The organism is Rummeliibacillus pycnus (assembly GCF_002884495.1).
GTDB classification, from domain to species: Bacteria; Bacillota; Bacilli; order Bacillales_A; family Planococcaceae; genus Rummeliibacillus; species Rummeliibacillus pycnus.
Genome location: NZ_KZ614145.1, coordinates 2,754,023 through 2,767,080, shown reverse-complemented (window position 1 = coordinate 2,767,080; position 13,058 = coordinate 2,754,023). Strand labels below are relative to the sequence as shown.

Here is a 13,058-nt window from a genome sequence, read left to right as displayed (position 1 = left end):
TATATCATTTTAGGATTTCTATGCAAATAAGAGCCATGAAAAGAAAGTAATTTTTTGAGAATTTATTAATTTGAAAAGAAATTATAAATGTCTATAACCAGCAAAATGGTTTTTCCAGTAAGATTCATTTACTGAACTTACTTGGACTTTCGTACCGCTTGCGCTGATAAATTTACCACTTCCCATGTAAAGGCCAATGTGAGAGATGCCAGGTTTATATGTATTTTTGAAGAATACTAAGTCCCCTATTTTAGGTGAACTTGTAGCGGATGAAATGGAATAATATCCCGCAGCACTCGTTCGATAGGTAGAGATACCAGCACTCTTATAAGCATAGTAGATTAATCCGCTACAATCAAAGCCACTTTTTGAAGATCCGCCAAAAACATAACGTACACCTTGTACAGCTTTTGCAATGGACACTGCTTTTTGTAGTTTTGTATTGGCAGAAGATGCCGAAGTGCTATTGCTAACTTTTTTTGTCGATGAATTTATCTTTAGTTTTTGCCCAACTCTAATTTTGGTAGATTTTAAGTTATTCCAGCTCATAATGGTTTTATAAGATACACCATATTTTTTGCCAATCCCTGAAAGTGTATCCCCAGATTTAACTGTGTATGTAGTAGTGGATGTACTAGTTTTTGAAGTGGTTTTGGTTGATGATTTTTTAGAAGATGCGCTTGCCTTTATTTTTAGTATTTGTCCAACTCTAATTTTGGTAGATTTTAAGTTATTCCAACTCATAATGGATTTATAAGATACACCATATTTTTTGCCAATCCTTGAAAGTGTATCCCCAGCTTTTACTTTGTAAGTAGAAGAAGTAATACTACTTGCTTTACTTGAAGACGAGTTTGTCTTAATCGTTAATTTTTGTCCAACTTTAATTTTGGTGGTTTTAAGGTGGTTCCAGCTCATGATGTTTTTATATGAAGTATGATATCTTGCACCAATTGCCGATAATGTGTCCCCGGCTTTTATTTTGTATGAAGTAGTTGCTGCTGAAGCAGTAAAATCGCCTAGTGTTGAGAAAAACATTATTGAACTTAACGCGACTGCTGATAATTTTATTTTTTTCACTTTTTATCCCCCTAATAATTTTGCACATGTTCAATTATAGAGAGTGTAAATGGCAAGATTGTAATAACAATATCAAACTAATATTACAAAGTAATAAAGCTATATTACAAAGTGAAAAATATAAAAATATATAAAAAAACACCAGTAACCATTGAGGGGTGGCTCTGGTGTCTAAAATAGGAAAGCTCTTCATTTTTGCTATACAATAATTCAAATTAAAAATTAATGCATAACACTCTACCATTAGAAAAAAGAAGGGATTAATTCCTACTATTCTAATTGGCTAATATTATAGAATGTTAGCGCGTCAAATGCAATAAAATAACTATAAAAATAGTAGAAATAAAATCCAAAAATAAAATATTAAGAAATGCAAAATGAAAAATGATTTGAAGCAGTATTTAAGTCTAGAAATGAAATAATATCCGAATGGTCGAATAATTCATTTAGAAAATAGGCCCCGTTAAATAAAATTTTACGTAATATAGAAAATATATGAATATATATGTCTAATTTAAGTCTCATCCAGCTTCTTTTTAGGCATTAAAACAGTGTTTTAATAGAATTTTATATTAATTTCATGTAAAATATAAGTAAAGAATATTCAGAATAGTAGATGACCGTTTTAGCGAAATGCATGTACAAGTTAAGGGGATGATTGTATGTTGAAAAAGCTATTAAGGTTTTTAGGGTTCATACAAGATGATTTAGATGATGACTACGATGATACAATACACCGTTTTAATGCTTAGTATGATTGAGGGACTAAATTGATTCATTTCGGTTTAGCCCTTTTTTATTATTCCAAAAAATAGTTTATACTATTTGGTAACACAAATGAAAAATACAAAGAGAGAAAAGTATATGAAAAAATATCATTTAAAGCTGCAACATTTAATCATTGGCGTTGCAATTCTAGCATTCATCCTCACCATTGCAAGTAGTCTATGGAGCAGTTACCGTATGAACAATCAAACGTTAATGGATAACACATTAGAAACGAACAGAGTATATGCAGAAAAAATGGCAACTACCGCAAATAATTATTTAAAGGAAACCATTCAAACACTAACATATAATTCAAATACAATAGCAAAAAACATAGATGACGAAGAAAGGCTTATTGCAGAGGCTAATCGTCTTAGAATGCAAACCAATACATTTAACTCTATTTCCATAGTGGATGCAAAAGGAAAAGTGTTAGCTACTTCTCCACAAACGTTAGATCTGAAAGGTAAAGTTTTAACATCCAAAGCTGTTAAAGATGCAATCAAAGAAAAAAGACCAATGATATCAGATCCATATAGAGCCCTTACAGGTCGCGAGTTAATCTATATTTCTGCACCTGTTTTTAATCAAAAAGGTAAATATTTAGGGCTTGTAGGTGGGACAATTTATTTGGAAGAAGATAATATTCTTTCTGAGCTATTAGGGAAGCATTTTTATGATGATGGTTCTTATGTTTATGTAGTAGATCGTAATGGACGTATTATTTATCACGAAGATCGCTCGCGTATTAATGATGTAGTGAAGGATAATCCTGTAGTTCAAAAAATCATGAATCATGATGAAAGTGGTGCGCAACGGGTAACCAATTCACAAGGTATAGATATGTTAGCTGGTTATGCACCTATAGATAAAGCTGGTTGGGGAGTTGTTTCACAAAGACCAACAGAGATCTCATTACAACCTGCCGAAAATATGGTAAAAGAAATGCTCTATGTAGCATTACCATTACTACTCATAACTTTAGTAATCATTATTTGGGCAGCAATAAGAATTTCAAGACCTTTGCAAAGACTAGCTGAATTAACAGAGAGTAGCATGAAAAAAGATGAAGAAAAAAATCTTTCCGCTGTTCCAGCCTGGTATTACGAAGTTATACAGCTAAAAAATGCGTTAATTCACAGTTTAAGCTTTTTACATCAACAGATAAATTTTTTTATGGATCAATCGACTACAGATCCATTGACAGGATTAACAAACCGAAGAACATTAACTGCTAAAATGGATGAATTAATAACTGCAAAAACACCATTTTCAATTATTTTAATGGATATCGATCATTTTAAACTGGTTAATGATACTTATGGACATGGTGTAGGCGATGAAGTGTTACAATATTTAGCATATAAAATGAAAACTGTCACTCGAGCAACCGATTTATGTTGTCGATATGGTGGAGAGGAATTTATCGTTCTATTACCAAATACTACTGTTCAAGATGCCTTTGAAGTTGCAGATATTTTACGGAAAGACCTTGAAAATACACCTAGCCCTACAGGTAAAGCAGTCACAATTTCTGCTGGTGTAGCGGAATACCCTTACACAGAAACTACAGCTGTTATGCTAATAGAACAGGCAGATCTATGCTTATATCAAGCCAAGGAACAAGGACGAAATCGTGTGATAATCGCCAATAGCTTTAGCCCAACTAGATAAATTAGTTGGGTTATTTTAATGGTTTTTTAAGATTAAGTTTCTAAAAATATATCTAGAATAAGGTTACTTCATCATCATAATTGAATAGCGACTCTTTTTATTTAGCTTGAAAAGTTTCATAATAGAGGAGGAATAAGATAGGGGAGAGAAGATGAGTTATTTAAGTTTAGTATTCTTTCAAGTAGTTGCACCTATTTTAGTTTTACTTGTAGTTGGTGGAATCATGCAACGCAAATTTCAATTTAACTTGAAAGCATTGTCGAATCTAATCACATATTGTTTAATGCCAGCTGCTGTATTTGTTAATATATATGAAACAAAAGTAAACCCAGCAGTATTAGGGAAAATATTAATTTATTTATTTGCCTTTAGTCTAAGTCTAATGGTTATTAGTACGGTTATTAGTAAAGTATTAAAACTTGAAAAAAAGAAAGCAGCAATCTTCAAAAATAGTATCGTCCTTATTAACTCTGGTAATTATGGCATTCCAGTCAGTCAAATGGTATTCCATGCTCAGCCATTAGGTACAGCAATTCAAATCATTACGGTTATTTTTCAAAATTTAACGACCTATACATACGGGTTGTATAATTTGATTTCAACGGCAAAATCAGGATGGGAAATTGCTAAAAGTATTGTGAAATTGCCGATTGTACATGGTTTAATATTGGGTGTTATTTTAAATGTAGCAAATATTCAACTACCACAGTTTTTATCCATTGCTGTTAATCATATGGCAGATGCTTTTGTTGCCATTGCACTCCTTACATTGGGTGCGCAGTTATCTAAAATTCATGTCAGCACGATGTTTAATAAAATGTTATATATGAGTTGTATCGGGAGATTATTGATGGGGCCGTTAGTAGCGTTAGTCTGGATTTCGGTTTTTGGGTTCCACGGTATAGTGGCACAATCCTTATTAATTGCTAGTGCGTTCCCTACATCACGCAATAGCTCAACCTTAGCTTTAGAATATGATGTAGAGCCAGAGCTTGCTGCACAAACCGTTCTATTTACGACTGTAGTTAGTTGTATAACAGTAACAATTGTAATTTATGTGGCGAAGATTTTATATGCTTAAGGAGAAACATTGAGGGAGAAATTGAATACAAATTAGAAGTTTAAAGAATCTATTTTGAACAAGGATTTCAAAATAGATTCCTTTTTTATGCAGAATATAGCCAAATCTTAAGAAATTCTTCAGGATTTTGATATGGAATTATTAAGAAATCTTCCATATACTGATAGATAGACAAAGCGAGGGAGGTTCCTATTTTTGATTAACGTACAAAATGTCAGTCATACATTTAAAATTGGTAAAAAGGGCAACGAAAAAAGAGTTCCAGTATTAAAGAATATCTCTTTTGACATTGATAAAGGAAATATTATTTCAATTGTTGGAAAAAGTGGTTCTGGAAAATCGACATTACTAAATGCTATTGCAGGTTTTCTTAAGCCTGAGCAAGGATCGATTGTCATACAAGGAAAAGAAACCATCCATCTATCTGAATCGGAGTGTGCAAAATTCCGATCTGAGAATATGGGATTTATCTTTCAAAATTTTCAACTGATGCCTGGCTTAACGGCCTTTGAAAATATTGAATTGCCATTGAAAATTCAAGGTGTGGGCAAAAATGAACGATTTCAAATCGTCCAAAAAATAGTAAGAAAGGTTGGATTAGATACAGTTTCAGATCATTATCCTAATGAACTGTCAGGTGGTCAACAACAACGTGTTTGTATTGCTAGAGCACTTGTAACAAATCCACCTATTATTTTAGCAGACGAGCCAACTGGAAATTTAGATTCAGAAACTGAACAGGAAATTTTACAGTTAATCAGGTTATTAAACGAATCAATGGATATTACATTTATCATCATTACACACGATGAAGAAGTGGCAAATACAGCACATCGGAAATTCCTAATGCATGATGGTGTATTAAAGGAGGTTGTTCCAAGTGCAGTTTAGAGATCAAGTAGATTTTGTAAGACAACATGTCAAAAAAAATCGTATGCGCATTTTCACGACCATATTAGCGACAACAATGGGGTGCGCGTTTTTAATCGTATTAGCATCAATTGCATTTGGTCTACAAGGTTCACTTAGGAAAGAAATTTTGTCAGATAGTGCTGTGACGAAAATAGAAGTATATAATTCTGAAAAAGGAATCGATCAGAAGACTATTAAAGAAATCCCAAATGTTCAGGCATTTGTTGAAACAACGCAATTCAGTAATGCATTAAGTTCAAATGTAAAATTTGAAAATCGCTCTGGATCCGGTGAGGTGAATTTTAATAATTTTGAAGAGCAGCGAAAAGCGAAAATTAAATTATCTAAAGGTACATATCCGACAAAAGAGAATGAAATTGTTGTTGGCTATAATTTAGGACAAAACTTATTGACGAAGAAGGAAGAACAAAGTATCAAGGATGAAAAAAATGAGGAAGGAACATTAAAAAAAGGTTATCAACATTCATTATTAGGTAAAACCATTTCCTTATCCTTTACATCCGAAAATGGAGATAAGCATACGAAGGTACGACAATATAAAATAGTTGGAATTGGTGAGAAGCCTTCTAAAGAGTGGGCTATGGATACGACAATACAACTAAGCGATACGATGAAGCCTTATATTTTAAAGGATTATAATGCAATAGTCGATAAAGCGATGAAAGAAAAAGACTTTTACTATGTAAACTACAATGTTTATGCAACTGATATCGAAGCGGTTAAAGGTGTACTAAAAGAGTTGAAAGCAATGGATTTATCTGTCTATTCCGTAACTGAACAATTAGATCAATTAAATGTATTTTTCCTAGCCTTAAAAGTAGGACTTATTTTTGTGGGAACAATAGCGGTTTTAATTGCTTCTATTGGTATTTTTAATACAATGACAATGGCAGTTACTGAACGTACGCGTGAAATAGGTGTGATGAAGGCGATTGGAGCTGGTCCAAAGTTAATTCAAAGACTGTTTGTGATGGAAAGTGCTTATATAGGTATTTTAGGAACTTCTATTGCAATTATCATTTCTTATATCATTAGCTTTTTGGCGAACTTTGCATTACCCAAAATCTTAGATGCAGTCATGCCAGATAGCGGTATTGAAAAAGCAGGAATTCAATTTTCAACGATACCATGGGAGCTTGTCGTAATTGCATCACTAATTAGTGTAGGTGTTGCTATTATGAGTGGTTGGCGCCCAGCTCGAAAGGCAACTAAGATTGATGTCATTCAAGCGTTACGTCAAGAATAATAGGTTGTATTAAAAGATAATGGATCGATGCTAATCGTTATAAATGAAAATCCCTGGGGCATCATATGTCTCAAGGGATTTTTTATTGTAAGCGATAGAAAAGTAGTTTTTGAAGGAATAGACGAAAAAACAATTGCAGATCTTGTTGTTACTAATTTCATTGTATTAAAAATCTAACCCACATTTTTTCAACGAAAATAAAGAGACTGTAGCCAAACTTTACTTATAAGTTTGGCTACAGTCTTTTTTATGGGATATTTTGTCGAATTGTTTTTAATTATGAATCTTAGTGGTATTGAACTTCTTTTAGTACATCAATCGTGTTAATGTCAATACCCATTGCTTTTGCAACACCTTCACCGTATTTTGGATCTGCTTTGTAGCAGTGGATAATATGACGTTCTTTGATGAAGGATTCAACGCCTTCCATATTACGAGCAGTGTTTTCAAATAAACGTTGTTGTTCATCTGAGCTCATGATGTTAAATAATTTACCTGGTTGTTCGAAGTAGTTATCATCGTCTTCACGGAAGTCATAGATATCTGCTGGACCTGCCTCTTCAGCAGGGTTTTTAAATTGTGGTTGTTCTTGCCATTCACCGTAGCTGTTTGGTTCATAGTGTAAAGTACTACCTAAATTTCCGTCTGTACGCATTGCACCATCGCGGTGGAAATTGTGAACGGGGCATTTTGGAGCGTTTACCGGAATTAAGTTGTGATTAACACCTAAACGATAGCGTTGTGCATCCGCATAAGCAAATAGACGCGCTTGTAACATACGGTCTGGTGAGAAGCTAATACCAGGAACTACATTTGAAGGAGCAAATGCGGCTTGTTCAACTTCAGCATAGTAGTTAGCCGGATTACGGTTTAATTCAAATTCACCAACTTCAATTAGAGGGAAGTCTTTTTTATACCATACTTTTGTTAAATCGAATGGATTGTATGGGAGATTTTTTGCTTGTTCATCTGTCATTACTTGGATGTACATTGTCCATTTAGGGAACTCACCACGTTCAATTGCTTCGTAAAGATCACGTTGTGAAGATTCGCGGTCTTTTGCAATTACTTCAGCAGCTTCTTCATCAGTTAAATTTTGAATACCTTGTTGTGTTTTGAAGTGGAATTTCACATAAATGCGTTCGTTTTGTGCATTAATCATGGAATAAGTGTGTGAACCAAAGCCGTGCATATGGCGGTAGTCAGTTGGAATACCACGATCACCCATTACATAAGTAATTTGATGTAATGCCTCAGGTAAATTTGTCCAGAAGTCCCAGTTGTTATTTGCTGATCGCATATTTGTACGAGGGTCACGTTTTACAGCATGGTTTAAATCAGGGAAATGCATTGCATCACGGAAGAAGAATACGGGTGTATTGTTACCCACTAAATCCCAGTTCCCCTGTTCTGTATAGAATTTCAATGCGAAACCTCGAATGTCTCGTTCAGCATCAGCAGCACCACGTTCACCTGCTACAGTTGAGAAACGAGCAAACATTTCTGTTTTCTTACCAACCTCAGAGAAGATTGTTGCTTTAGTATATTTAGTAATGTCATGAGTTACAGTGAAAGTACCAAAAGCTCCTGACCCTTTTGCGTGCATACGACGTTCTGGAATTACTTCACGGTTGAAATTAGCCAATTTTTCAATCAACCAAACATCTTGTAAAAGTACGGGACCACGTTTACCTGCAGTCATCGAGTTTGTGTTACTTACGACAGGAGCACCAGCAGCAGTAGTTAACTTTTTGTTGTTATGATTTGTCATGAATTAATTCCTCCTTAAAAAAAATAGAATTACCTCTTCGAAAACAACTATAACAGAATTCAAATTGAAAGTAAATTATAATGATTCTTTTTAAGGAATATTTATTTTAAAGAAAGTAATATAAAAACAACTTACAGTTTATGTATTATCGAAGTCCCCTTTTACAATTACTTTATTTCGTTATAGTCAAGAATAATTCGAAAATGGTTCTATAACCTAATTTTTTTTGTTTAAACTAGTGAAAATTAATAGTGGTATGGAATGTTTTAAATTATCTTGCATTCCCATTAGTGAAAAAATAAATAGTTAATTGCATATTGTAATAATTATTATTATCATTTCTGATATAAATTCAATATTAATTGAAAAAATAATTAGCTTTAGTGAAACTATTAATCTTCCAACATCGCTGTTGTTGATTGACATTTTTATGGAAAAATAATAAATTTATGAAAAGATAAATCCATTAGTATTGGCACTTTTATGCCCCCTATAAAAGAACGCTAAGCTAATTAATAAAAGGAGAGTAACCAATAGATGAATCGTCCAGTATAGAAATTACCTAAAAAGCATATTCAGAACATGTTTAATAGGGGGATTAACATGCATTTTAATCGTAATTTCTATTTGTTGTTAATGGGTCAGTCAATTGCTAATTTAGGGGATTCTTTTTATATTATTTGTGTCATTAGCTTGCTATATCGAATAACGGGTTCTGCAGCATTAAGTGCTTTCGTACCATTTACCATTACCATGTCTATGTTTGTATCAAGTATTTTATCTCCAATTGGTATGAGAAAATGGTCGTTAAAGTCATTATTAGTTAGTTCGCAGATTGGGAAAACGATTCTACTGTTTTGCTTGAGTCTGTTTATGATTTTTTTCGTTACTGAAGAAAACTACTTTGTGATGTTCTTATTAATTGCTGGTATTGCGTTATTAGATGGTTGTGCAAACCCTATTATTCATTCGCTTTTACCTTATTATGTAGAAAATCATGAATTAGTAAAGGCTAATAGTGTAGTCGATTCTGTTTCGCAAACAATACAAATTGCATCTTGGCTTTTTGGTAGTTTACTTTTAATTTGGATGGGTACTAATATATTGATCATTCTTGTAGCGACTTTATTTGTTATTTCTTCATTACTCTTTGGTGGACTTACACCTGTAAATAATCAAGGAAAGCAAGAGGACAGTAGTATCCGTGAGAGTTTGGTAAAAGGGTGGCAAACAATACGAGCAACACCTATTTTAAAGGTACAACTTATTATAGAAATACTAGAAACACTAGCTAGTACAGTTTGGATTGCTTCTATCCTTTATGCTTTTGTAGAAAATGCATTACATGCTAGCCAAGAATGGTGGGGCTTTATCAATGGCTCTTTTTTTATAGGGCTATTACTTGGGAGTTTGTATATGATGAAAAATGCAGCATTAGCAGATGACCGGAAATTTTTCTTCATTATAACAGGATTTATTGTTACAACAATAAGTACTATACTCTTTGGTTTAACGAGTGTACCGATTACTGCGCTTGTCATGTCAGGATTAATGGGGATGTTCGGTCAGCTTAAGAGTATTCCACAAATAACAATTATTCAAAAATCAGTCAAGACAGAAGACTTACCGACAGTTTATACTTCAATGGGTACCGTAACTTTAAGTATATATGGCATGATGGCGTTGCTAGTTGGCGTTTTGGTAGACTGGATTGGTGTTCGTATTGTATTTATAGGGTCAGGGTTATTATTATTTGTGGCGATGATGGTAATTATAAAAAATAGACGGCTAATTATATAATAGAATTAGAATCGATGCCTGAAGTTTTTACTTTGGGCATCTTTTTATGTCTAAGTTTGCTAAAACCCATAGAAGCGGTTTATAGGATTCTTCATTTACAATAGAGATAAATGAATGTAATACCAAATAATAATCATATTAGATATTCATATAAAGAAGTACTCTATGAAAAGAACGTTATTAACATTGGTTGTATAGTGATTTGTCTCTTTACTTTATAAGTAGCTTTAACTATTTTAATCTATTTGAGCCAAAAGGTCCCGAAGCTAAAAATGGTCTATTAGCTTAAGTCGTCGAGATTTTCAGGATAATGAAAATGTTAATTTGGATGGTGAGTGGCAATTTAATTGCTTCGGATAAAAATCTGCACACCTTTAATGAAAATCATCATAAGCTAGCAACTATTCATCATGTCCCGGGAAATTGGAATATTAGTATTAGATTTAATGATGCCATCAATCCCGGATTAGAAGTTTGTGAGATTGTACGAAGGGACTATGATGTTGCAGAATTACCAATTATCATATTAACAGCAGCAGGACAACTAACGGATTTAGTCGTATCTTTTAAAGGAGGGGCTAATGATTTCTTGAAAAAGCCTGTTAATATGGAGGAATTGAAGATTCGTATAGATTCGTTGTTATTAATCAAAGAATCCTCAAAAGAAGCGATTAAAAATGAACTAAATTCCTTATCAATGCAGATACCTCCACATTTCTTGTACAATACATTTAATACGATTATTGGCTTAAGTTATAAAGACCAAGAGAAAACAAGAGAAGCTCTGCAATATTTGTCAATCTATTTCCGAGCTAAATTAGATTATAATACTCAGAATAATCTTATTCCGCTTGAAAATGAGATTGAATTGGTACAAGCCTACTTAGCGATAGAAAAATTACGATTTGGTGAACGATTACACATTAAATACGATATTGACGATAATATTGAGGCTGTAATACCTTCTATGACTATTCAACCGCTTGTAGAAAATGCAGTAAATCATGGAGTAGTATCGAAACAAAGTGGTGGTACTGTCAAAGTTGTTATGAAGAAAGTAGATCAAGGTATTAAAATAATAATTGAAGATAACGGAGTAGGGATTCCAATTGAAAAACAAGAAGAACTATTAAATGGTAAGGGAACAAGAATTGGCTTCTCTAACCCATTTAGAAAATTAAAGTTGATTAAAAATGCGACATTTTCATTAGAAAGTACAGTTGGAAAGGGAACGAAAATTACAATAATATTACCAGAGGTAGATTATAATGAGAGTCTTATTAATTGATGATGAGGAACCTTCTTTAGAAGTGATGGAAATCATGCTTCACAAGATAGAACAAATAGAGATTGTTGGAAAATATACTAATCCAATTGAAGCGTTAAAAGATCTAGAAACGCTTCATGTTGATGTTATATTTTTGGATATGGAGATGCCTGGAATTCACGGACTTGAGTTTGCAGAGAAAGTGATGGAGAAGGATGATGGTATTGAAGTCCTTTTTGTAACAGCACATCCTCAGTTTGCATTAGAAGCATTTGAAGTGAATGCAATTGATTATTTATTAAAGCCTGTTAGTATGCCAAGACTTCAAAAAGCGATCAAAAAGATAAAAGAAAGATTAACTTTTATACCTAAAGAAAAGCATATGGGAGAATCAGATAAACTTTTATATGGATTTTTTATGCTCAGCTTTAGACTCATGGATTATCAAAATAATGAGGTAAAATGGCGTACAAAAAAAGTAAAAGAATTATTTGCATTTTTGTGGCATAATCGAAAAAATCCTATCCATAAATCACTTATTATCGATGAACTTTGGCCAGATAAGCAGGTTGAGAAAGCCGTATCATTACTACATACGACCATCTATCAACTAAGGAAAACATTAAAGGAGATTGGCATAGAAAATCCAATAATACTAGTAAATGATCATTATAGATTATCGATTCAATTAGAAACGGATGTACTTGAGTTAGAAAGGATTATTAAATCGGATTGTTTGGATTCAAAAAAAGTTGAAAGCATTTTAAAACTTTATAGTGGCGATTATTTGGAAAATGATGATTTTATATGGTCCATTCAATATCAGCAAGAACTGAAACAAGAAGTGCTCCGTTATCTACAAAAATTTGTTGTCGGTTCAAAATACGAAAAGGAGCATACAAAGTTAGTTGGTGCATGTTTAGAAAAAATGTTACATCTTAATCCTTATGATGAAAACATAATGTATCAATTATTAGAACATTATTGCGAGTTAAATGATACAAGAAAAGTGAAAGACGTATTTCAACTTATTACACAGCGCTTAATAGAGGAGTTGGAAGTTAACATACCAACCGATATTGTAGAATTGAATAATCATTATTTTAATAAACAATAAAAAAGAGTTTATGGTTTCTAATACAGAAGTCATAGGCTCTTTTTATATGGAGAAACGTACGATTTAGAACTGTGAGAGGAAATAAATACCTATATTGATTTTGAAGACACATATAAAATGATCATTTTACCAAAAACCATGATTAAATACCTATTTTATAGTAGATTTTATAAAAAATGATGTAAAGATAAGTATTTTAGTCTGTTTGTAAATATAAATTTCAGAATTTGTTTAGTATGCACTGATAGAATGTACTAAATCATATGTAAATTAAATCTAATTTTTTTGCTAATGTTTTAATTTGCACATAAAAAACAAGAA

Annotated in this window: 9 protein-coding genes; 7 read left to right on the top strand and 2 right to left on the bottom strand. The window is 32.6% G+C overall.

The window, feature by feature from the left end; translation table 11 throughout:
- Window positions 1-81: 81 nt before the first annotated feature.
- Window positions 82-1,080 (bottom strand): C40 family peptidase, encoded by a 999-nt coding sequence (locus CEF14_RS13400; protein WP_102693311.1) that lies wholly within the window; start codon window positions 1,078-1,080, stop codon window positions 82-84.
- Between the two features lie 837 nt (window positions 1,081-1,917).
- On the opposite strand from CEF14_RS13400, the gene CEF14_RS13395 reads away from it, so the two are divergent.
- From CEF14_RS13395 to CEF14_RS13380, 4 genes are all read left to right on the top strand, one after another.
- On the top strand, window positions 1,918-3,522 hold the full coding sequence (locus CEF14_RS13395) for a sensor domain-containing diguanylate cyclase (RefSeq protein WP_245890169.1): 1,605 nt from the start codon (window positions 1,918-1,920) through the stop codon (window positions 3,520-3,522).
- A 151-nt stretch (window positions 3,523-3,673) separates the two neighbouring features.
- A complete protein-coding gene (locus CEF14_RS13390) occupies window positions 3,674-4,603 on the top strand; it encodes an AEC family transporter (protein WP_102693309.1) in 930 nt (309 codons plus the stop codon).
- A gap of 195 nt (window positions 4,604-4,798) precedes the next feature.
- A complete protein-coding gene (locus CEF14_RS13385; protein ID WP_102693308.1) occupies window positions 4,799-5,494 on the top strand; it encodes an ABC transporter ATP-binding protein in 696 nt (231 codons plus the stop codon).
- A complete protein-coding gene (locus CEF14_RS13380; protein ID WP_102693307.1) occupies window positions 5,484-6,782 on the top strand; it encodes an ABC transporter permease in 1,299 nt (432 codons plus the stop codon). The genes CEF14_RS13385 and CEF14_RS13380 overlap by 11 nt, the downstream gene beginning before the upstream one ends.
- A gap of 286 nt (window positions 6,783-7,068) precedes the next feature.
- Here CEF14_RS13380 and CEF14_RS13375 read toward each other — a convergent pair whose 3' ends face one another.
- Window positions 7,069-8,553: a catalase gene (locus tag CEF14_RS13375; RefSeq protein WP_102693306.1), complete on the bottom strand. Its 1,485-nt coding sequence runs from the start codon at window positions 8,551-8,553 to the stop codon at window positions 7,069-7,071.
- A 603-nt stretch (window positions 8,554-9,156) separates the two neighbouring features.
- Between CEF14_RS13375 and CEF14_RS13370 the strand changes: the two genes are divergently transcribed.
- From CEF14_RS13370 to CEF14_RS13360, 3 genes are all read left to right on the top strand, one after another.
- Window positions 9,157-10,353 carry an MFS transporter gene (locus CEF14_RS13370; protein WP_102693305.1) on the top strand — a complete coding sequence of 399 codons (1,197 nt, stop codon included), beginning with the start codon at window positions 9,157-9,159 and terminating at the stop codon, window positions 10,351-10,353.
- A 310-nt stretch (window positions 10,354-10,663) separates the two neighbouring features.
- A complete protein-coding gene (locus tag CEF14_RS13365; RefSeq protein WP_102693304.1) occupies window positions 10,664-11,641 on the top strand; it encodes a histidine kinase in 978 nt (325 codons plus the stop codon).
- Entirely contained in the window at window positions 11,622-12,737 is a 1,116-nt protein-coding gene (locus tag CEF14_RS13360) for a response regulator (protein WP_102693303.1), read from the top strand. Before CEF14_RS13365 ends, CEF14_RS13360 begins: the two co-directional genes overlap by 20 nt.
- The last annotated feature ends 321 nt before the right edge of the window (window positions 12,738-13,058 follow it).

Bases quoted from the DNA above. Each gene is read 5' to 3' on its own strand.
- CEF14_RS13395 (WP_245890169.1), top strand. From the start codon at position 1,918: ATGAAAAATACAAAGAGAGAAAAGTATATGAAAAAATATCATTTAAAG.
- CEF14_RS13390 (WP_102693309.1), top strand. From the start codon at position 3,674: ATGAGTTATTTAAGTTTAGTATTCTTTCAAGTAGTTGCACCTATTTTA.
- CEF14_RS13375 (WP_102693306.1), bottom strand. From the start codon at position 8,553: ATGACAAATCATAACAACAAAAAGTTAACTACTGCTGCTGGTGCTCCT.
- CEF14_RS13370 (WP_102693305.1), top strand. From the start codon at position 9,157: ATGCATTTTAATCGTAATTTCTATTTGTTGTTAATGGGTCAGTCAATT.
- CEF14_RS13365 (WP_102693304.1), top strand. From the start codon at position 10,664: ATGAAAATGTTAATTTGGATGGTGAGTGGCAATTTAATTGCTTCGGAT.
- CEF14_RS13360 (WP_102693303.1), top strand. From the start codon at position 11,622: ATGAGAGTCTTATTAATTGATGATGAGGAACCTTCTTTAGAAGTGATG.